The sequence below is a fragment of the Frigoribacterium salinisoli genome (assembly GCF_054781095.1).
Genome location: NZ_BAAGVB010000001.1, coordinates 913,119 through 933,680, shown reverse-complemented (window position 1 = coordinate 933,680; position 20,562 = coordinate 913,119). Strand labels below are relative to the sequence as shown.

Below are 20,562 nucleotides of genomic sequence, written 5' to 3'. Positions count from 1 at the left end.
CCGGGGCGGTGCTAGCCTCGGCACGTGCTGTTCGGCCTGCTCCTCCTTAGCTGCCGCGACGAGTCCTAGACCCAGGCCTCCCTCGTCGCGGTGTTCGTCGTCGGCCGATCGACCCCCGACCAGGAGACACGCCCCGTGAAGAACGCACAGCAGCCCTCGGGCATGCCGATCCACAAGTACCGCCCCTTCCACGAGCAGATCACCGTGGACCTGCCCGACCGCACCTGGCCCGCGAAGCGCACCACCGAGGCGCCCCGCTGGTGCGCCGTCGACCTGCGCGACGGCAACCAGGCGCTCATCGACCCCATGAGCCCCGAGCGCAAGCGGCTCATGTTCGACCTGCTCGTGCGCATGGGCTACAAGGAGATCGAGGTCGGGTTCCCGAGCGCCTCGCAGACCGACTTCGACTTCGTGCGCAGCCTCATCGAGGAGGGTGCGATCCCCGACGACGTCACCATCCAGGTGCTGACCCAGGCCCGAGAGCACCTCATAGCCCGCACCTACGAGTCCATCGCCGGGGCGAAGCAGGCCATCGTGCACCTGTACAACTCGACCAGCGTGCTGCAGCGCGAGGTCGTGTTCCGCACCGACCGCCAGGGCATCGTCGACATCGCGCTCGAGGGCGTCCGCCTCTGCCGCGCCGCCGAGGCGACGATCCCCGAGACCACGGTGCTGTACGAGTACTCGCCCGAGAGCTACACGGGCACCGAGCTCGACTTCGCCCTCGAGATCTGCAACGCCGTCATCGAGGCCTTCGACGCGACGCCCGAGCGGCCCGTGATCGTCAACCTGCCCGCGACCGTCGAGATGGCGACGCCCAACGTCTACGCCGACAGCATCGAGTGGATGCACCGCCACCTCGTGCGCCGCGACAGCGTCGTGCTGTCGCTGCACCCGCACAACGACCGCGGCACCGGGATCGCCGCCGCCGAACTGGGCTACCTCGCCGGCGCCGACCGCATCGAGGGGTGCCTCTTCGGCAACGGGGAGCGCACCGGCAACGTCGACCTGGTGGCGCTGGGCCTCAACCTGTTCACGCAGGGCATCGACCCGCAGATCGACTTCAGCGACCTCGACGCCATCAAGCGCACCGCCGAGCACTGCAACCAGCTGCCCGTGCACGAGCGCAGCCCCTGGTCGGGCGACCTCGTCTACACGGCGTTCAGCGGCTCGCACCAGGACGCCATCAAGAAGGGCTTCGAAGCCATGGCCGCCGAGGCCGAGGCGACGGGCCGGAGCGTCGACGACCTGGTGTGGGCCGTGCCGTACCTGCCGGTCGACCCCAAGGACCTCGGCCGCAGCTACGAGGCCGTGATCCGCGTCAACTCGCAGTCCGGCAAGGGCGGCGTCGCCTACCTGCTCAAGGCAGACCACGCCCTGGACCTGCCCCGCAAGCTGCAGGTCGAGTTCAGCGGCGTCGTGCAGTCCCGCACCGACGCACAGGGCGGCGAGCTCACGAGCGAGGCCATCTGGACCGTCTTCCAGGACGAGTACCTGCCCGCCGCGGACGACACCGCCAAGTGGGGGCGCTTCGAGCTGACCCGCACGTCGACGGCGAGTGACCTCGACGGGGAGACCCGCCTCGACGTGACCCTGCGCGACGGCGAGCAGGTGGAGCGCACGTCGGGCCACGGCAACGGGCCGATCGCCGCGTTCCTCGCGGTCCTCGCCGAGCGCGGCGTCCAGGTCTCGCTGTATGACTACGTGGAGCACACGCTGAGCGCCGGCGGCGACGCACAGGCCGCCGCGTACGTCGAGCTCGACGTCGACGGGACGCGCCTCTGGGGCGTCGGCATCGACGCGGACATCTCGACCGCGTCGCTGAAGGCCATCGTCTCCGCGGTGAACCGTGCCGTGCGGCGCGCGGCCGCCCCTGCCCGCGAGGCCGTCCCGGCCTGAGCCGGGGCGGTCGGGTAGGGTCAGGCCCCTGGGCCGGGCCCTTCAGGGCTGGGCCCTGCTGGGACGGCCCTTGCCGGCCTGGGCCCGGCCGGGTCGGCCCCTGCCGGGTCGGCCCCTGGCGGCCTGGGCCCTGCCGGCCTGGCCTTGCCGGCCTGTGCCCTACTGGACGGCCCCTGTCGGCCTGGGCCTTGCCGGGTCGGGCCTTGTCGGCCTGAGCCTTGCCGGCCTGGGCCCGCCCGCCCGCCAGGCCTGGGCCCGCAGGGCCGGGCCGCTTCGCTCAGCGCCGCTGCCCTGCTGTCGGCAACTCCTCCTGCCGGTGCGGTGTCCCCATGTCGGCAACTCCTCCTGTCGGTGCGGTGTTCCCATGTCGGCAACTCCTCCTGTCGGTGCGGGGGGACACGGTCGGAGGGCCTCCAGGCCGTTCCCGTCGCACGGGTGGGGAGTTGCCGACCTGGCGGCGGAGGCGGCCGGGCCCCGGGTGCCACCCCGCTGCACCTGCAGTGCACCTGGCACGGGCCCGTGTCGGCAATTCCTCCTGAGCGCGTCGTCGGCCACGAGGGTGGCCCCCGGAGTTCGTCCTGGGGGCGTGAGTGAGGAGTTGCCGACAGGACGGCCCGTTGCAGGAGCGTTGTCGCCGACCCGCGCGAGCGCTCCGGTGCAGGCTCAGGGGACAGGAGCCTCGCCCCAGGACCCCAGGACCCCAGGACCCCAGGACCCCAGGACCCCAGGGCTCCAGGAGGCCACTGCTCCAGGCACAAGCGGGCTGTCGGCAACTCCGCCCGGACGCTCTCGCTGCCACGGGAAGAGCGGTCCAGCGCACCGCCGCGTGCGTGGATGAGGAGTTGCCGGCGTCGACCCGGCGCCAGTGAAGTCGGCTCGGCAAGGCCGACGTCGGGCCGGGGACGGCGCTGGCGCCAGCGCGGCTGGCGCCAGCGCCGGCGCCAGCGCGGCTGGCTCAGCGCGGCCGACGCCAGCGCGGCAGCCGGCTCAGGGCACGCTGCTCCGGAAGCGTCCAGCCGAAGCGCACGGCGAGCATCCTGATGACGACGGTGAGCGACACGCCCACGACGGCGGCGGGCACGACCTCGACCCCTAGCGAGGTGAGGACGACCAGCACGGCTGTCCCGACCCCCGCCGCGACGGCGTAGAGCGAACCGACGTGCATCATCGCGATGGTGAGGTTCATGAGAAGGTCGCGCACGACCGAGCCACCGACGGCGCTGACGACCCCGACGAAGACGGCCGGGATCTCCGGCAGGCCGAGCGAGAGCGCCTTGGTCGAGCCGATGGCGCCGAACAGTCCGATGGTGAGGGCGTCGAGGAGCGTGATCGGTCCCGCCAGGCGGGTGAAGGCCCGGTGCAGCAGCATCCCGAGCAGGGCGGCGCCCACGGCCACGAGCAGGTACCAGTTGCTGGTCATGGCCCGTGGCACGACGCCGAGCAGCAGGTCGCGGAGGACGCCCCCGCCGAGCCCCGTGGCGGTGCCGATGATGGCGACGCCGAGCAGGTCGAGCCGGCGGTCCTTGAACTCGGCGGCGAAGAGGGCCCCCTGCAGGCTGCCGATGCCGACGGCCAGGAGATCGGCCCAGAGGGGGATCACGAAGGCTGTGGCGGACACCCGACGTTTGTACCACGCGTGGGATGCTTGAGCCGTGCCCGTCTACCGTGATGAATGCGTCGTCCTGCGCACCCACAAGCTGGGCGAGGCCGATCGCATCCTCACGATGCTCAGCCGGGAGCACGGCAAGATCCGCGCGGTCGCGAAGGGCGTGCGCCGCACCGCCTCGAAGTTCGGCGCGCGGCTCGAGCCGATGATGGTGGCCGACGTGCAGCTGTACGAGGGCAGGAGCCTCGACGTCGTCACGCAGGCCGAGTCGCTCGGGTCGTACGGTGCGCTGATCGCCTCGGACTACGGTGCCTGGACCGCGGCGAGCGTCATGGTCGAGACGGCGGACAAGCTCACGGAGGCCGAGGCGGGACTCCAGCAGTACCTGTTGCTGGTGGGTGCCCTCCGGAGCCTCTCGCGGCGCGCGCACGACCCGCAGCTCACGCTCGACTCGTACCTCTTGCGGGCGCTGAGCGTCGCGGGCTGGTCGCCGAGCTTCGGCGACTGCGCGGTCTCGGGGGCACCGGGGCCGCACTCGGCGTTCGTGGTGCAGCTCGGCGGCGTGGTCGCCGACGAGCACGCGCCGCCCGGGGTGCCGCGCCTCGATCCGGGCACCCTGGAGCTCCTGGGCGCCCTGCTCACCGGGGAGTGGGACGTCGCGGAGGCCGCGGCCGACGGCACGCGCGACAAGGCCAGCGGCGTCGTCGCCGCCTACACCCAGTGGCACCTGGAGCGGGGGCTGCGCTCGCTGCAGCACGTCGACCGTGCCGTCCGAGGAGGACCATGAAGCCGAAGACCCACCGCGACGCCGCCGAGTACCGGCCGCTCGACTGGACGGGCCTGACGCCGCCGCCGATGCCCCGGTCGGCGGTGCCGGAGCACGTCGCGATCGTCATGGACGGCAACGGCCGGTGGGCGAACGCCCGCGGCCTCACGCGCATCGAGGGGCACAGGGCCGGTGAGATGAGCCTGCTCGACGTGGTCGCCGGGGCGATCCAGATCGGCGTGAAGCACCTCAGCGTCTACGCGTTCTCCACCGAGAACTGGAAGCGCTCGCCCGAGGAGGTGGCGTTCCTCATGGGCTTCAACCGTGACGTCCTGCACAGGAGGCGCGACCAGTTGAACGAGTGGGGCGTGCGCGTGCGGTGGGCTGGCCGCAAGCCGCGGCTGTGGTCGTCGGTGATCAAGGAGCTGCAGTTCGCCGAGCGCCTGACGGCGGGCAACGACGTGCTCACGCTGACGATGTGCGTGAACTACGGCGGCCGCACGGAGATCGCGGACGCGGTGCGCGGCATCGCCGACGACGTGGCGGCGGGGCGCCTCAAGCCGTCCGGGGTCTCCGAGAAGCTGATCCAGCGGCGGCTCTACACGGCCGACCTGCCCGACGTCGACCTCTTCGTGCGCAGCTCGGGCGAGCAGCGCACGAGCAACTTCCTGCTCTGGCAGTCGGCGTACGCCGAGATGGTGTTCCTGGACCAGCTCTGGCCGGACTTCACGCGCACCGACCTGTGGGAGGCGATCGACCTCTACGCGCGACGGACCAGGAGGTTCGGGGGAGCGGTCGACGCCCCGAGCGCCCCTGGCGCCCCCCTCACCGCGGACGACCAGTAGGCCAGGGGCCGCGGGCGCTAGAACTGCACGTTCGCGCCGAGGAAGATCCGCTCGGCCGGCCAGAGGAACTGCAGCGTGAGCGGCCCGTCCGTCGGCCGGTGGAACCAGGCGTTCGCGAAGACGACCGACTCGCCGGGCAGCAGCGCCCACGTCGACGCCCCCTCGGGGAACTGCGTCGCGAGCTCGGTGGTGTAGCCCTGCTCGGCGAGGAGGTCCTGGCCGGCGAAGGTGTCCTGCTGGGCGAGGTCGTTGCCGTAGGACGAGTAGTCGGCGCTCAGGTCGGTGAGGTCGAGGCGCTGCTCGGAGTTGTTCACGAGCACGTACGCTGTCGCCTCGACGGTGGTGCCAGCGGGGTAGGGGTCGGTGCCGTCGGGGCGTGCGTAGATGGAGGGCTCCGTCGTCGTGATCTGCCCGACGCGGTAGATGTAGATCGTGAGGTCCTGGTAGTTGACCTGGTTGAGCAGCTCGCCGTCGGGGACGAGGTCGGAGGGCGCGGGCGCGCCCGTGCCCGGGTCGGGCGTGACCTGCGGCTGCGGGGCGGACGTGGCCGCGCCTCCTGACCCCTGGCCGGTGCCCGGCACCGGCGTCAGCTCGCTGACGTCGGGGTAGCACGCGGTCAGCGCGACGAGCGTGGTCGCCGTGAGGGCGAGCGAGGCGAGCAGTCGTGAGCGCACTGAGGGGCCTTCCGAGTCCGGTCCCGCCAGCCTAGCCCGGGCCCCCGATGCCGCCCGTCGGTGCTAGGCCGGCTCCCGCGGTGACTGGCAGGAGGCCGTGGTCGGCCGGGTCCAGGCCCGTCGCCGCCGCCACGACCGCCCGCACGCTCGGCACCCGACGGGCGCCGCGGCCGTGCACCACGTGGACCCGGCGGGCGTGCTCCTCGCCCAGCGCGACGAGGCGGACGCCGTCCGGCACGGCGGCGCTGACGAGCGCGAGCCCGGGCAGGAGGGCGACGCCGAGCCCGGCAGCGACCATGCCGAGCACCGCGAGGGCGTTGTCGGTCTCGAGCACGATCTCGGGCACGAAGCCCGCGGCGGCGGCGACGTCGAGGAGGTGGCCGCGGCAGCGGGGGCAGCCGGCGATCCAACGCGCGTCGACGAGGCCGCCGAGGTCGTCGCCTGCGGTGAAGGGGTGGTCGACGGGGAGCACGAGCACCGTGCGGTCGACGAAGGGCGTGCGGGCGACGAGGTCGTCGCTCTCCTGCGGCGACGAGGCCCCGGCGTGGCTGAACGTGAGGGCCACGTCGACGGTGCCCGCGCGCAGGGCCGCGAGGGCCTCGGGGGGTTCGGCCTCGAGGTACTCGAGCCGGAGGCCCGGGTGGGCGGCGCCGAGCCGCGAGAAGACGGCGGGCACGAGCGTCGACGACGCGCTGGGGAACCCGGCGACGCGCACGCGCCCGCTCGTGAGCCCGGCGAGGTCGTCGAGGTCCTGCCGGGCCGCGTCGAGGGCGGCCTGCACGTGCACGGCGTGCTCCGCGAGCCGTCGGCCCGCCTCGGTGAGCACGAGCGACCGCCCCGTGCGGGCGACCAGCGGGTGGCCGGCGCGCTGCTCGGCACGACGGAGCTGCTGGCTCGCGGCGGGCTGGCTGTAGCCCAGCCGGGTCGCGGCCGCCGTGAGGGTGCCCGTGTCGGCGAGGGCGCGCACGAGGCGGAGGGTCTGCAGGTCGAGCTCGTCGTCCATCACGCCAGCTTATGGGAGTCATGTCGTACTGGGCGTTGTGTGATGCTGCCGGTCGGCGGAACCTGGGTCCATGAGCACGACCGCACTCCTCCCCGCCGCCGAGGCGCCGTCGCTCTGGGCGCCGTCGCCGGGCTACCTCGCGGCGTGCACGCTCGGCCTGCCGATGCGTGCGACGGTCCAGGCTCAGCGTGCCGACCTCGACGACTGGGCCGCCGGGCGGGCGACGCCCCTCACCTACGGGGCCGCGGTCGAGCGGGGCCGCGCCGCCTACGCGCGGCTGGTCGGGGTCCCGGTCGACCGGGTGGCCCTCGCCGGCCAGACCTCGACCGCCGTCGCCAGCGTCGCGGCCGCGGTGCCCGACGGCGCCGAGGTCGTCGTGCCGTACGGCGACTTCAGCTCGCTCGTGTGGCCGTTCCTCGTGCAGGCGCACCGGGGCGTCACGGTGCGGCACGTGCCGCTCGCCGAGCTGCAGGAGGCCGTGGGGCCCGGCACCTTCCTGGTCGCCTGGTCCGCGGTCCAGTCCGCCACGGGCGAGATCGCCGACTCGGCGGCGTTCGAGGCCGCGGCCGCTCGGCACGGCGCGTTCACGCTCTGCGACCTCACCCAGGCGGCCGGCGTGCTGCCCGTCGACGCCAGTCGCTGGGACGTCAGCGTCTGCCACGCCTACAAGTGGCTGTGCTGCCCCCGGGGCGTCGGCCTCACGACATTCTCCGACCGGGCGCTCGAGCTCGTGCGCCCGGTCCAGGCCGGCTGGTACGCCGGCGAGGACGTCTGGTCGTCCTGCTACGGGCCCGAGATGCACCTCGCGGGCGACGCCCGCGCCCACGACGTCTCGCCCGCCTGGCAGGCGTGGGCGGGCGCGCTGCCCGCCCTCGAGGCCTTCGCCTCCCTCGACGTCGCCGACGTCGCACGGCGGCTCGGCGAGCTCGGCGGGATGCTGTCCTCGGCGCTCGACCTCGAGCCCCAGCGGCGGCCCGTCGTCACCTGGCCCGATGCGGACGGTGCCGACCTCGCGGCCCTCAGCGCCGCGGGGCTCGTCGCCTCCGGTCGGGCCGGACGCGCCCGCGTCGCCTTCCACCTGTGGAACGACGAGGACGACGTCGAGCGCGTCGTCGCGGCCGTGCGGGGGCGCCGCCGGGGGTGACCGGCGGGGCTCGTCGGGGCGCGACTCCTGCGCTCGGGGCTCCTCCACAGGCGTGGAGCGTGCTCCTCCCGGGCAGCTGCGCCCCACCCGGACGAGGCCCGCGCGAGGCGGCCGGTAGACTCGCCGGGTACGTGACCGACCGGGCACCCAGCTCGGGCATCGACCCATCGGAGCACCAGTGGCAGCACCCAACCGTCTCGATTCCGTCATCGCCCTGGCCAAGCGCCGCGGCTTCGTCTTCCAGTCGGGCGAGATCTACGGTGGCTCCCGGTCCGCGTGGGACTACGGGCCCCTCGGCGTGGCGCTGAAGGAGAACATCAAGCGCCAGTGGTGGCAGACCATGGTGCAGGGGCGCGACGACGTCGTCGGGCTCGACTCCGCGGTCATCCTGCCGCGCCAGGTGTGGGAGGCCTCCGGGCACGTCGAGGTCTTCAGCGACCCGCTCGTCGAGTCGCTGCACACCCACAAGCGCTACCGCGCCGACCACCTGCTCGAGGCGTACGAGGCCAAGCACGGCCACCCGCCCGAGAACGGGCTCGCCGACGTGCGCGACCCCGAGACCGGGCAGCCCGGCTCGTGGACCGAGCCGCAGAACTTCTCCGGCCTGCTCAAGACGTTCCTCGGGCCCGTCGACAACGAGCAGGGCATGGCCTACCTGCGCCCCGAGACGGCGCAGGGCATCTTCACCAACTTCGACAACGTGCTGCAGTCGTCGCGCATCAAGCCCCCGTTCGGCATCGGCCAGATCGGCAAGAGCTTCCGCAACGAGATCACGCCCGGCAACTTCATCTTCCGCACCCGCGAGTTCGAGCAGATGGAGATGGAGTTCTTCGTCGAGCCCGGCACCGACGAGGAATGGCACCAGTACTGGATCGACCAGCGCTTCCAGTGGTACGTCGACCTCGGCATCGACCCCGAGAACCTGCGGCTCTACGAGCACGCGGCCGAGAAGCTGTCGCACTACTCCAAGCGCACCGTCGACATCGAGTACCGCTTCCGCTTCACGGGCGGCGAGTTCGGCGAGCTCGAGGGCATCGCCAACCGCACCGACTACGACCTGCGGACCCACGCCGAGGCCTCCGGCAAGGACCTCTCCTACTTCGACCAGGCCAAGAACGAACGCTGGACCCCGTACGTCATCGAGCCCGCAGCGGGTCTCACCCGCTCGCTCATGGCGTTCCTCGTCGACGCCTACACGGAGGACGAAGCCCCCAACGCCAAGGGCGGCGTCGACAAGCGCACCGTGCTCAAGCTCGACCGTCGCCTCGCGCCCGTCAAGGTCGCCGTGCTGCCGCTCAGCCGCAACGAGCAGCTGTCGCCGATGGCCCGGGGGCTCGCCAGCGACCTCCGCAAGTACTGGAACATCGACTTCGACGACGCCGGCGCCATCGGTCGCCGCTACCGCCGCCAGGACGAGATCGGCACGCCGTTCTGCGTCACCGTCGACTTCGACTCGCTCGAGGACGACGCCGTGACCGTGCGCGAGCGCGACACCATGGCCCAGACGCGCATGCCCCTCGCCGAGCTGCGGCCGTACCTGGCCGAGCAGCTGCTCGGCGCGTAGCCCGCGCCGCGCCGCGGCCGCGGGGCGGCGCGTCCGCTCCGCGGTGCGGCGGCGCGGCCGCTCGTAGCTCGCACGGTCGCGTGCGCGTGCGTGCGTGCGCGTGCGCGTCCGCGTGCACGCCCGGGTGCTCGTCCGCATGTCTTCCTGCGAGTCCCTGCGCGTCCGCGTCCGCGTGCACGCCCGGGTGCTCGTCCGCATGTCTTCCTGCGAGTCCCTGCGCGTCCGCGTGTCCCCGTGCGTCCGCGCGCGTCTGTGTGCCGCCCCCTGCGCCTCCTGCGTCGGCAACTCCTCACCCTTGCTCTTCGTGGGCCTCCTCCCTGTTCGGGCGGGGCCCGTCGTGGCACAGGCGAGGAGTTGCCGACGGGCCCAGGTCGTGGGTGCCGGCCGACGACCTGCTGAGAAGCACTCGCACGACGCGGTCGCCCCCTGCGCATCCGCTGTGGCCGCGGCGGCGGCCGCTGTCGCCGCCGCGGCCTCTGCCGCTCCCGCCCCCGCCGCCGTTGCCCCCCGCTGCCGCCGCTACCGTCGGTCGGCAACTCCTCACCCAGGGGCCAGTGGATGCGAGCGCGGGGCGGATCAGCGCCTTCCGCGACATGGAGGAGGAGTTGCCGACCGGGGCGGGTCGGGTCGGGGCGGGGACTCGTGCTGCACACGCGGTGTGGCGGGCCGACCGTCCCCAGGTGGGCTCGACCGTGCGCCAGGGCTGACGCGTCATCGCCGAGGCTTCCGCCATGACGACGATCCGACGACTCGTGGACGACGCAGGGGGACTGCTGCACAAGCACGACCTCGTGGCAGCGGGAGCGACCGACCGGCACCTCACTGCCGCCGTGCGCTTCGGTGGGGTGAGGCGGCCCCGACGGGGGTGGTACTCGACCTGGGATCCGAGCGACCCCAGGTTCATCGCGGTGGCCGTGGGCGGTCGCGTGACCGGTGCGGCCGCGCTGCACCTGCTCGGGGCCTGGATGTGGCGTCGTCCGCGACTCACCGTGTCGGTCCCGCGAGGTGCCTCGCGGCTCCGTCCTCGCCGCGATGCCACGGTGGTCTGGGACGATCCGGACCTCAGCACGCGGGGCACGACGTGGGCCGTCGACCCCCAGGACGCACTCGCCAGGATGGTCGACGAGGTCTCGTTCGAAGATGCCGTGGCCGTCGCCACCTGGGCGGTACGAGAGGGCCTGGTGCGGCGCGAGGAGCTGAGGGATGCGCTGGGGGCACGACGCTCCGACGCAGCTGATCTCGCGGAGTGGGTGGAGGAGGCGTGCGAGAGCTTCCTCGAGGTCGTCGCCCTCGTCCGGTTGCGGCTCCTGGGGCACGACGTGCGGGTGCAGGGTCCCGTGGGCGTCCGACAGCGCGTCGACCTCGTCGTCGGGGACACCATCGCGTTGGAGCTCGATGGCCGAGCCACGCACGAGTCGACGTTCGTGGCAGACCGGTCCAAGGACCTCACGATCCTGGCCGAGGCGATGGTCCCCGTGCGGCTCCCCTACGCCCTCGTGCGCGACGAGTGGGATCGCGTCGCCGCGACGCTCGAGCTGGTGCTGCGCCAGCACGGCGGCTGTGGTCGGGCGGCACCGAGCCGTGCCGTCGGCAAGTCCTCCTCCTGGTCGGTGCTGGGGCCTCGGGGCAAGCGGCTGTGGCGGTTGCGCCGACGGGGCCGACGTGCGGGAGGAGTTGCCGACGAGGCGGGGGCGAGGGAGCGGCCGTGGACGAGCGCGGGCGGGTCGGACGCTGGGGAGGAGTTGCCGACGGGGGCGGGGGCGAGGGGAGCGGCCGCGGACGGGGCGGACCCAGGGGCAGTGCGAGGGCAGGCAGGAGGCCGGGGCAGGAGGCTGGGGCAGGGAGCGCGGGAATGCGGCACGGGTGCGGGCGGTTGGGCGCTGACGTGACCACGACTGCATCTCCCGCGACCACCTCGACCATCGCCGTGAAGGTCGACATCTGGTCGGACATCGCGTGCCCCTGGTGCTTCATCGGCAAGCGCACCTTCGAGGAGGCCGTCCGTCGGATGCCCGAGCTGGACGTCGAGATCGAGTACCACTCCTTCGAGCTGTCGCCCGACACCCCGGAGGACTTCGAGGGCGACGAGGTCGCGTTCCTCGCGCAGCACAAGGGCATGCCCGAGGACCAGGTCCGCCAGATGCTCGCGATGGTCACCGGCAGGGCCGCAGACGTGGGACTGGCCTACGACTTCGACCGTCTGCAGCACACGAACACGGTGACGGCGCACCGGCTGCTCCACCTCGCGAAGCAGCACGGCGTGCAGCTGGAGATGAAGGAGCGCCTGCTCCGGGCGTACTTCGAGGAGGGCCGCCACGTGGGCCGCGTCGCCGACCTCGCGGATCTCGCCGTCGAGGTGGGCCTGGACCGGGACGAGGTCGTCGCGACGCTGGAGTCCGACGCGTTCCTCGACGCCGTGCGGGCCGACCAGGCGCAGGCCCAGGCGTTCGGGATCAATGGCGTGCCGTTCTTCGTCCTCGACGGCCGCTACGGCGTCTCGGGTGCGCAGGCGCCCGAGACGTTCGTGCAGGTGCTCGAGCGCGTGCGCGACGAGGCGGGCACGGCGTGACCGCCCCGGCGTTCACCATGCTGGGCGATGCGGACGCGGTCGCCTGCGTCGGCGACTCGTGCGCGCTGCCCGGCTCGTCGGTGTCCGAGGAGGCGGCAACGGCGGGGCGGCGGTCCGACGACGAGGCACCGGCCGAGCAGGCACCGGCCGAGCAGGCCCCGGCCGAGGGGCACCGGTCGAGCCGGCTCCCTGACGCGGGCGTGGGGAGCGTGACCGACCTCGGGGCAGGTCGCTGACGGTCGAGTGCGCCACCTGTCCGGCACCCGTCAGGACGGTGCACCAGCGGTCCCAGGAGGCCGGTGCGGCTCAGGAGGCCCCACGCGCCCCGTACGAGGAGGGCCAGCCCTCAGCGCTGAGCGCCCAGCCCTCAGCCCCCGCGCTCAGCGCTCGGCGTCGGTGATGTCCGCCACGACGGCGTCGACGGACGCCAGGAGCGCTCCGGCGTCGACGAAGGCGCTGCGTCCGGGGCCGCCGGCGCCGAGGGCGACGCGGCCGGTGATCCGCTCGTCGGCGTACACGGGCCACGGTGTCGTGCTGCCGAGGGGCGTGATCGTGCCGCGGGCGTGCCCGGTGGCCTCGAGGGCGAGCTCGGGGGAGGGGAGCGACAGCTTGTTGACGCCGACGGCGGCGCGGAGGCGCGCCCAGGAGAGCTGGCGTCCGCCGGGCACGAGCGCGAACAGGTAGCTGCCGTCGTGCCGACGCACGACGAGGGACTTGACGAGGGACCCGGGAGCGATGCCGAGCAGGGCCGCGGCCTCCGGGAGGTCGGCGGCCTCGGGGCGGGCGACGATCTCGACGTCGAGGCCGCGCCTCCTGGCGTCGTCGAGCACGCGCTGGGTGCCTTCGGGCATGTCGGGGTCCACGGGTAGAATCGTACCGATGTCCACGTCCACGCTGCCCGCTCCCGGGCTCACGATCGGCCCGATCCAGGTCGACAGTCCCGTCGTCCTCGCGCCCATGGCCGGCATCACGAACACGGCGTACCGCCGGCTCTGCCGCGAGTATGGCGCTGGCCTCTACGTCAGCGAGATGATCACGAGCCGTGCCCTGGTCGAGCGCACTCCCGAGTCGATGCGGCTGATCCAGCACCACGAGAGCGAGACGCCCCGCAGCATCCAGCTGTACGGGGTCGAGCCGGGCACGGTCGCCGAGGCCGTGACGATGCTCGTGGCCGAGGACCGCGCCGACCACATCGACCTCAACTTCGGCTGCCCCGTGCCCAAGGTCACGCGGCGGGGCGGCGGTTCTGCCCTGCCCTGGAAGACCTCGCTCTTCCGCGCGATCGTCGAGGGTGCTGTGCGCGCGGCCGGCGACGTCCCGGTCACGGTGAAGATGCGCAAGGGCATCGACGCAGACCACCTGACCTACCTGGAGGCGGCCCGTGCGGCGGAGGGCGCGGGCGTCGCGAGCATCGCCCTGCACGCGCGCACCGCAGCCGACTTCTACTCGGGCACCGCCGACTGGTCGGCGATCGCGACCCTGAAGGAGGCGATCACGAGCGTTCCGGTCCTCGGCAACGGCGACATCTGGTCGGCCGCCGATGCCCTGCGCATGGTCGACGAGACCGGGTGCGACGGCGTGGTCGTGGGTCGTGGCTGCCTCGGGCGACCCTGGCTGTTCGGCGATCTCGCGGCGGCCTTCCGCGGCGAGGAGCAGAAGGCCGAACCGACGCTGGGCGAGGTCGCCCGGGCCTTCCGCCGGCACGCGGAGCTGCTGGTCGAGTTCTACGAGGGCGACGAGCCGCACGCCTGCCGCGACATCCGCAAGCACGTCGCCTGGTACTTCAAGGGGTATCCGGTGGGCGGCGACGTCCGTGCCGCCCTGGCGATGGTCGACTCCCTGCAGCAGATCGACGACCTGCTGGCCACGCTCGACGCCGACCAGGCGTACCCGGGTGCCGACGCCGAGGGCCCGCGCGGGCGTGCCGGCAGCCCCAAGCGGCCCTCCCTGCCCGACCGGTGGCTCGAGAGCCGCGAGCTGGACGAGGCCTTCCGGGCCGAGCTGACCGCGGCCGAGCTGCACCACAGCGGTGGCTGACCTGCGCACCGACGACGCCCCGGCCGGCGGGGACCACGTCACCCGAGACACGAGGGAGGCCCGTGTGCACCCCGACGCGCTGAGCGTGGGCTACGACGCCGCCGATTCCGAGCGCTGGCTGCCCGAGCAGCACTCGAGCCGGCGCAGCGACTTCGCCCGCGACCGTGCTCGCCTGCTGCACTCGAGCGCCCTGCGTCGGCTGGCGGCGAAGACGCAGGTGCTGAGCCCGACGGCCGGCCTCGACTTCGCCCGCAACCGCCTCACCCACTCGCTGGAGGTCGCGCAGGTGGGTCGCGAGCTCGCGACGAGCCTGGGCCTCGACCCCGACGTGGTCGACACGGCGTGCCTGGCCCACGACCTCGGCCATCCGCCGTTCGGGCACAACGGGGAGAAGGCCCTCAACGAGTGGTCGGCCGACATCGGCGGCTTCGAGGGCAACGCGCAGACCCTGCGCCTGCTGACCCGGATCGAGCCGAAGGTGATCGACGCCTCCGGGCGCAGCTACGGGCTCAACCTCACCCGGGCGAGCCTCGACGCGAGCTGCAAGTACCCGTGGCCGGCGGCGCAGGGCATCCCCGACCCGGGCGGTCGCATGAAGTTCGGCTTCTACGACGACGACACGGAGGCGTTCGAGTGGCTGCGCGCCGGTGCGCCCCGCCGTCGGCGCTGCGTCGAGGCCCAGGTGATGGACCTGAGCGACGACATCGCCTATTCGGTGCACGACTTCGAGGACGCCGTGGTCAACGGCTACATCGACGTCGCGGCGCTGGGCGCGAAGGTCGACCACGAGTCGCTCGTGTCGGCGATGCACGCCTGGGTGGGCGGCGAGCTCAGCCACGAGGAGCTGGACGAGGCCTTCGACCGGCTGACGTCGCTGCCGTCCTGGCTCGAGTCGTACGACGGCGGTCGCCTCGACCAGGCCCGGCTGAAGGACCTCACGAGCCAGCTCATCGGGCGGTTCGCGGCGTCGGCGACGCAGGCGACGCGGGAGTCCTACGCGCAGAGCTCGATCGTGCGCTTCGGGGCGAGCGTCGTCGTGTCGCCCGACGTCATCGGCGAGATCGCGGCACTGAAGGGCATCGTGGCCGCGTTCGTCATGACGCAGGGCACGCGGCGTCCGCTCTACGAGCGTCAGCGCGAGGTGCTGTCGTCGCTCGCCGACGAGCTGTGGCGCCGGGGCCCGGACGAGCTCGACGCGGGCTTCGCGCTCGACTGGCGCGAGGCTCCTGACGACGCGGGCAGGAGGCGCGTGGTCGTCGACCAGGTCGCCTCGCTCACGGACCAGAGCGCGATGGCGTGGCACGACCGCCTGGTCGGTCCTGCGGGCACGACGCCCCTCCCCACCGAGGTGGCCGCTCCCAGCGCGGCTCCCGGCGGCGCGGCCTAGGATCGTCCGGTGGCCGGCCTGATCCAACGCAACGACATCGACGAGGTCCGGTCGCGCACGAACATCGCCGACATCGTGGGCGACCACGTCACGCTGAAGGGCGCGGGCGTCGGGTCGCTGAAGGGCCTCTGCCCCTTCCACGACGAGCGCACGCCCAGCTTCCACGTGCGGCCGCAGGTGGGGCGCTACCACTGCTTCGGTTGCGGGGAGGACGGGGACGTCTTCAGCTTCCTGCAGAAGGTGGACCACACGACGTTCCAGGAGGCCGTGGAGCGCCTCGCGGCGCGCATCGGCTTCACGCTGCACTACGAGGACGGCGGCCAGGCCAGCGACCACGGCGGCCGGGCCCGGCTGCTCAGCGCGAACGAGGCGGCACGCGAGTTCTTCGCGGAGCACCTCACGGCGGCCGACGCCGAGCCGGCGAGGAGGTTCCTGGGCGAGCGCGGCTTCGACCCGCAGGCGGCCGAGCGCTTCGGCGTCGGCTTCGCGCCGAAGTCGTTCGACGCGCTCCGCTCGCACCTCAAGGGGCGGGGATTCACCGACGACGAGATGGTCACGGCCGGCCTGCTGAGCCAGGGGGACCGCAGTGCGTACGACCGCTTCCGCGGGCGACTGGTGTGGCCGATCCGCGACGTGACGGGCACGACCATCGGCTTCGGGGCGCGCCGTCTGCTCGAGGACGACAAGGGCCCGAAGTACCTCAACACCCCCGAGACCCCCGTGTACCACAAGGGCCAGGTGCTCTACGGGCTCGACCTGGCCCGCCGCGACATCTCGAAGGGCAAGCAGGTCGTCATCGTCGAGGGCTACACCGACGTCATGGCGTGCCACTTGGCCGGGGTGACGACGGCGGTGGCGACCTGCGGCACGTCCTTCGGCGTCGACCACATCAAGGTGCTGCGCCCGATGCTCGGCGACGTCGGCGGCGTCGACGCGTCGAGCCTGGGCGAGGTGGTGTTCACCTTCGATCCCGACGAGGCCGGGCAGCGGGCGGCGTCCCGCGCGTTCTCGGAGGAGGGACGCTTCGCGGCGCAGACCTTCGTCGCGGTCGCGCCCGAGGGCCTCGATCCGTGCGACCTGCGCCTGCGTCGCGGCGACGACGCCGTGCGTCGGCTCGTGTCGACGAAGCGCCCGATGTTCGAGTTCATGATCCGCCGCACGCTCGAGGGCCACGACCTCGAGACGGTCGAGGGTCGGGTCGCTGCGCTCCGGGCCTCGGCTCCCGTGGTGGCGGGCATCCGCGACCAGTCGCTGACGCAGGGCTACGTCCGCACGGTGGCGGGCTGGCTGGGGCTGGACCCGTCCGAGGTGCAGGTCGCGGTCGACGCGGCGGCGCGCGGCACGGCGTCGACGCCCGCGCTCGAGCAGCGGTCGGGCTCAGGAGGCGCGACCCGCTCCGGCGAGGCGTCCGGCGGGAGCGGGTCCGCCGCGACGAGCCTGCAGCCGGTCGGCGGCGGCTCCGGGGCGATGTCGATCACCAGCCTGCCCCCGGTGGCGGCGGAGCCGGCGCCGTCCGCGCCGAGCCTGCTCGACCTGCCGCCCGACCTGACGACCAGGCAGGAGCGCGACGCGCTCATGGCGATCCTGCAGCAGCCGACCGTGGTGGGGTCCGACCTGGTCGCGCGCGCGGTGGGCGTCACCCTGACGACCCCGTCCCTCGCGGTGGTGAAGGACGCCGTCGCCGTCAGCCTGGACCACCTCGACGACCCACGGTGGCTCGACGTCGTGCTGGAGCAGACGCCCGAGTGGTACGCGCCCCTCGTGAAGGAGCTCGCGGTGGCACCGCTGCCCGAGCGCGAGGGCCGCGAGATCACGACCTACTGCCAGGGCATCGTCCGCAGCCTCGTCGAGCGCGACCTCCTGCGCCGCAAGGCGGAGCTGATGGGCCAGCTCATGCGCACCGACGCGCGGGTCGACCCCGAGCGGCACCGCGAGCTCCAGCGCGTCCTCGTCGAGGTCGAGGCGGAGCGCCGCAGCGTCCGCACCGAGTAGGCGCGCCGCAGCCCTCAGGGCCTCCCCGACGGCTGTCGCGCGGGCCGCGACCACTCCTCGCCACGTGGTCGCCACTGTTGCGAGCGTGTGAAATCTGCGCCCCCGAGTGCGGCCGCGACCGGCGCGTGTGTTACGAATGAACGTCCCCACGACGGCGTGCGAGTACAGCGGCACGCCAGGCGGACCTCCGCACACACCAGAAAGAGGTACCGGAATGACGTCCGAACCCCAGCTCGGCAGGCGCGTCCTCGCCGTCGTCGGCGGCACCGCCGCCAGCGTCCTCGTCCTCGCGGGCTGCGCCTCCGGCGGCTCGACCGACGCGGCGCTCAACGGCATCACGGTCGGCACCACCGACGTGGTCACGTCGCTCGACCCGGCCGGCTCGTACGACAACGGCTCGTTCGCCGTGCAGAACCAGGTCTTCCCGTTCCTCATGAACTCGCCCTACGGCAGCCCCGACGTCGAGCCCGACATCGCCGAGTCGGCCGAGTTCACCGACCCGACGACCTTCACGGTCACCCTCAAGGAGGGCCTGGAGTTCGCCAACGGCAACGCGCTCACCTCGAGCGACGTCAAGTTCTCGTTCGACCGCCAGCTTGCGATCGCCGACCCCAACGGCCCGTCGTCGCTGCTCGGCAACCTGGCGTCGGTCGAGGCCCCCGACGACACGACGGTCGTGTTCACGCTCAACGGCGCCGACCAGACCTGGCCGCAGATCCTGTCGAGCCCGGCCGGCCCGATCGTCGACGAGGACGTCTTCAGCGCCACGGCCCTGACCCCCGCCGACGACATCGTCACGGCGAACGCCTTCGGCGGCCAGTACTCGATCACCGACTACCGCGAGAACGAGCTCATCGCGTACGAGAAGAACGACGCGTACCAGGGCGTCCTCGGCGAGGCGAAGAACGACAGCGTCACCGCCACGTACTTCACGGAGGAGACCGACCTCAAGCTCGCCGTGCAGAACGGCGACGTCGACGTCGCGAACCGCAGCCTGAGCCCCACCGACCTCGCCGACCTGGCGAAGGACGAGGCCCTCACGGTGCACAACGGCCCCGGCGGCGAGATCCGCTACATGGTCTTCAACCTGAACACGATGCCCTTCGGCTCCACGCAGCCCGACGCCGACCCGGCGAAGGCCCTGGCCGTCCGCCAGGCCATCGCGGACACGGTCGACCGTGAGGCGCTCGCGCAGGACGTCTACAACAACACGTACGAGCCGCTCTACTCGGTCGTGCCCGAGGGCCTGACCGGCGCGACGACGCCGCTGGAGTCGATGTACGGCGACGGCGAGGGCGGCCCCGACGTCGACGCGGCCAGCTCGAAGCTGTCCGACGCCGGCGTCACCACGCCCGTCGCGATCGACCTGCAGTACAGCCCCGACCACTACGGCGCGTCGAGCGACGAGGAGTACGCCCTCGTGAAGTCGCAGCTGGAGGCCAGCGGCCTCTTCACGGTGAACCTGCAGTCCACGCTGTGGGACACCTACTCGACCGAGCGCCGCGAGGACGCCTACCCCGTGTACCAGCTGGGCTGGTTCCCGGACTTCTCGGACGCCGACAACTACCTGTCGCCGTTCTTCGTGAAGGACAACTTCGTCGGCAACCACTACGACTCCGCCGAGGTGCAGGACCTCCTCACGCAGGAGATCGCCGAGGAGGACCCCGCCGCGCGCGAGGCCCTCATCGGTGACATCCAGGAGGCCGTCGCGACCGACCTGCCCACGCTGCCGCTGCTCCAGGGCACGCAGGTCGTCGTGAGCTCGTCCGACGTCCAGGGCGTCGAGGACACCCTCGACGCGTCGTTCAAGTTCCGGTACGGGGCCCTGAGCCTCTAGCGTCGACCCGACCGCAGCACCAGAGGGGGCGTCCCGCCACGCGGGGCGCCCCCTCCGGCGCGGCACCTGTCCCACCCCGCCGCCGACCGCGCCCGCCCGGGCTCGCGCGGCCCCCGCAGCCCCACCGAAAGGCACCGCACGTGACGTCGCTCATCGAGGCACCCCCCGCGCCAGGAGGCCCCGGCGCGGGCAGGGCGCCGGGTCGCGTCCGGACCGGGGGCGGCTTCGGCCGCTACCTCGTGGTCCGGGCCCTGCTCATCGTCCCGACCGTGTTCATCCTCGTCACGCTCGTCTTCTTCCTGATGCGCGTCGTCGGCAACCCGATCACGGCCTCGGTCGGCGGGCGCCTGACGGAGGCCCAGCTGCAGGAGCGCCTCGCCGCGGCGGGCTACGACCGGCCGATCGTCGTCCAGTACCTCGAGTACCTGGGCCAGATCGTGCGCGGCGACTTCGGCACGACGGTGACGGACAACCGTCAGATCAGCGAGGTGCTGGTCACCTACGGCGCGGCGACCGTCGAGCTCGTCTTCTACGCGCTGATCGTCGCGCTGGTGCTGGGCGTGCCGCTCGGCATGCTCGCGGCCTACCTCCGCGACCGCTGGCCCGACGCGATCCTCCGCGTGCTGGCGATCCTCGCCTACGCGACGCCCGTCTTCTTCGCGGGCCTGCTGCTCAAGCTGACCTTCTCGGTGGCGCTCGGCTGGCTGCCCCTGGGCGGCCGAGCGAGCACCCGGGTGGCGATCGCGCTGGGCCGCATCGAGAGCCCGACGGGCATCTACCTCGTCGACGCGCTGCGCACGGGCAACGCGACGATCATCACCGACGTGCTCTCGCACGCCGTCCTGCCGGCGCTGACCCTGGGCCTCCTGACGGCGGGCATCTTCCTGCGCCTGGTGCGCACCAACGTCATCGGCACGCTCGGCTCGGAGTACGTCGACGCGGCCCGTTCGCGCGGGGTGCCCGAGCTGCGGCTGGTCCGCAAGCACGCGCTGAAGCCGGCGATGATCCCGATCATCACGGTGATGGGCCTGCAGATCGCGATGCTGCTGGGCGGCTCGGTGCTCACCGAGACGACGTTCGGCTGGCGCGGCCTCGGCTTCCAGCTGCAGCAGTACCTGTCGGCGCGCGACTTCGTCGCCGTGCAGGGCATCGTCGCCGTGCTGGCGGTCATCGTCGCCGTCACGAACTTCGTCGTCGACGTCGTCGCGGCGATCATCGACCCGAGGGTGAGGTACTGAC

Annotated in this window: 17 protein-coding genes and 1 pseudogene; 14 read left to right on the top strand and 4 right to left on the bottom strand. The window is 72.8% G+C overall.

Translation table 11 applies throughout. The features are described from left to right. Nucleotides 1-135 precede the first annotated feature (135 nt). Nucleotides 136-1,899 carry a 2-isopropylmalate synthase gene (gene leuA / locus ACYVHQ_RS04340; protein ID WP_460510903.1) on the top strand — a complete coding sequence of 588 codons (1,764 nt, stop codon included), beginning with the start codon at nucleotides 136-138 and terminating at the stop codon, nucleotides 1,897-1,899. 955 nt (nucleotides 1,900-2,854) lie between these two features. On the opposite strand, the gene ACYVHQ_RS04335 is transcribed toward leuA, so the two are convergent. Next, nucleotides 2,855-3,517 carry a trimeric intracellular cation channel family protein gene (locus tag ACYVHQ_RS04335; protein WP_460510902.1) on the bottom strand — a complete coding sequence of 221 codons (663 nt, stop codon included), beginning with the start codon at nucleotides 3,515-3,517 and terminating at the stop codon, nucleotides 2,855-2,857. Nucleotides 3,518-3,551: 34 nt separating this feature from the next. Here ACYVHQ_RS04335 and recO point away from each other — a divergent pair, with 34 nt between their 5' ends. Together recO and ACYVHQ_RS04325 are read left to right on the top strand one after the other, a co-directional pair. Then, a complete protein-coding gene (gene recO / locus ACYVHQ_RS04330) occupies nucleotides 3,552-4,292 on the top strand; it encodes a DNA repair protein RecO (protein ID WP_460510901.1) in 741 nt (246 codons plus the stop codon). After that, nucleotides 4,289-5,116, top strand: a complete 828-nt coding sequence (locus tag ACYVHQ_RS04325; RefSeq protein WP_460510900.1) for an isoprenyl transferase — start codon at nucleotides 4,289-4,291, stop codon at nucleotides 5,114-5,116. Before recO ends, ACYVHQ_RS04325 begins: the two co-directional genes overlap by 4 nt. Nucleotides 5,117-5,133: 17 nt before the next feature. Here ACYVHQ_RS04325 and ACYVHQ_RS04320 read toward each other — a convergent pair whose 3' ends face one another. Both ACYVHQ_RS04320 and ACYVHQ_RS04315 read right to left on the bottom strand, forming a co-directional pair. Beyond that, nucleotides 5,134-5,790 (bottom strand): hypothetical protein, encoded by a 657-nt coding sequence (locus tag ACYVHQ_RS04320; protein ID WP_460510899.1) that lies wholly within the window; start codon nucleotides 5,788-5,790, stop codon nucleotides 5,134-5,136. Nucleotides 5,791-5,821: 31 nt separating this feature from the next. Then, nucleotides 5,822-6,793, bottom strand: a complete 972-nt coding sequence (locus tag ACYVHQ_RS04315; protein WP_460510898.1) for a LysR family transcriptional regulator — start codon at nucleotides 6,791-6,793, stop codon at nucleotides 5,822-5,824. A 70-nt stretch (nucleotides 6,794-6,863) separates the two neighbouring features. On the opposite strand from ACYVHQ_RS04315, the gene ACYVHQ_RS04310 reads away from it, so the two are divergent. The 5 genes from ACYVHQ_RS04310 to ACYVHQ_RS04290 all read left to right on the top strand — a co-directional run bounded on the left by ACYVHQ_RS04310 (nucleotide 6,864) and on the right by ACYVHQ_RS04290 (nucleotide 12,306). Then, nucleotides 6,864-7,937: an aminotransferase class V-fold PLP-dependent enzyme gene (locus ACYVHQ_RS04310; protein WP_460510897.1), complete on the top strand. Its 1,074-nt coding sequence runs from the start codon at nucleotides 6,864-6,866 to the stop codon at nucleotides 7,935-7,937. Between the two features lie 178 nt (nucleotides 7,938-8,115). Further along, nucleotides 8,116-9,501, top strand: a complete 1,386-nt coding sequence (locus ACYVHQ_RS04305; RefSeq protein WP_460510896.1) for a glycine--tRNA ligase — start codon at nucleotides 8,116-8,118, stop codon at nucleotides 9,499-9,501. Nucleotides 9,502-10,232: 731 nt separating this feature from the next. Then, nucleotides 10,233-11,390, top strand: coding sequence for a hypothetical protein (locus tag ACYVHQ_RS04300; protein ID WP_460510895.1), 1,158 nt, complete (start codon nucleotides 10,233-10,235; stop codon nucleotides 11,388-11,390). Next, nucleotides 11,387-12,070: a DsbA family oxidoreductase gene (locus ACYVHQ_RS04295; protein WP_460510894.1), complete on the top strand. Its 684-nt coding sequence runs from the start codon at nucleotides 11,387-11,389 to the stop codon at nucleotides 12,068-12,070. The genes ACYVHQ_RS04300 and ACYVHQ_RS04295 overlap by 4 nt, the downstream gene beginning before the upstream one ends. After that, nucleotides 12,067-12,306: a hypothetical protein gene (locus ACYVHQ_RS04290; RefSeq protein ID WP_460510893.1), complete on the top strand. Its 240-nt coding sequence runs from the start codon at nucleotides 12,067-12,069 to the stop codon at nucleotides 12,304-12,306. Before ACYVHQ_RS04295 ends, ACYVHQ_RS04290 begins: the two co-directional genes overlap by 4 nt. A 144-nt stretch (nucleotides 12,307-12,450) precedes the next feature. Here the strand turns inward: ACYVHQ_RS04290 and ACYVHQ_RS04285 are convergent, their stop codons facing one another. Then, the gene (locus ACYVHQ_RS04285; protein ID WP_460510892.1) at nucleotides 12,451-12,921 is read right to left on the bottom strand and encodes an aminoacyl-tRNA deacylase; all 471 of its coding nucleotides are present in this window, start codon (nucleotides 12,919-12,921) and stop codon (nucleotides 12,451-12,453) included. A gap of 28 nt (nucleotides 12,922-12,949) precedes the next feature. Here ACYVHQ_RS04285 and dusB point away from each other — a divergent pair, with 28 nt between their 5' ends. The 6 genes and pseudogenes from dusB (at nucleotide 12,950) to ACYVHQ_RS04255 (ending at nucleotide 20,561) form a co-directional block, all read left to right on the top strand. Then, nucleotides 12,950-14,107, top strand: coding sequence for a tRNA dihydrouridine synthase DusB (dusB, locus tag ACYVHQ_RS04280; RefSeq protein ID WP_460510891.1), 1,158 nt, complete (start codon nucleotides 12,950-12,952; stop codon nucleotides 14,105-14,107). A 64-nt stretch (nucleotides 14,108-14,171) separates the two neighbouring features. After that, on the top strand, nucleotides 14,172-15,494 hold the full coding sequence (locus tag ACYVHQ_RS04275) for a deoxyguanosinetriphosphate triphosphohydrolase (protein ID WP_460511239.1): 1,323 nt from the start codon (nucleotides 14,172-14,174) through the stop codon (nucleotides 15,492-15,494). A 9-nt stretch (nucleotides 15,495-15,503) separates the two neighbouring features. Next, a complete protein-coding gene (dnaG, locus tag ACYVHQ_RS04270; RefSeq protein WP_460510890.1) occupies nucleotides 15,504-17,486 on the top strand; it encodes a DNA primase in 1,983 nt (660 codons plus the stop codon). A gap of 214 nt (nucleotides 17,487-17,700) precedes the next feature. Continuing rightward, entirely contained in the window at nucleotides 17,701-19,323 is a 1,623-nt protein-coding gene (locus tag ACYVHQ_RS04265) for an ABC transporter substrate-binding protein (protein WP_460510889.1), read from the top strand. A 140-nt stretch (nucleotides 19,324-19,463) separates the two neighbouring features. Further along, a pseudogene (locus ACYVHQ_RS04260) lies at nucleotides 19,464-19,760 on the top strand (ABC transporter permease); the annotation flags it as partial. Nucleotides 19,761-19,895: 135 nt separating this feature from the next. Continuing rightward, complete coding sequence (locus ACYVHQ_RS04255; protein WP_460511238.1) at nucleotides 19,896-20,561, top strand: ABC transporter permease; 666 nt, start codon at nucleotides 19,896-19,898, stop codon at nucleotides 20,559-20,561. The last annotated feature ends 1 nt before the right edge of the window (nucleotide 20,562 follow it).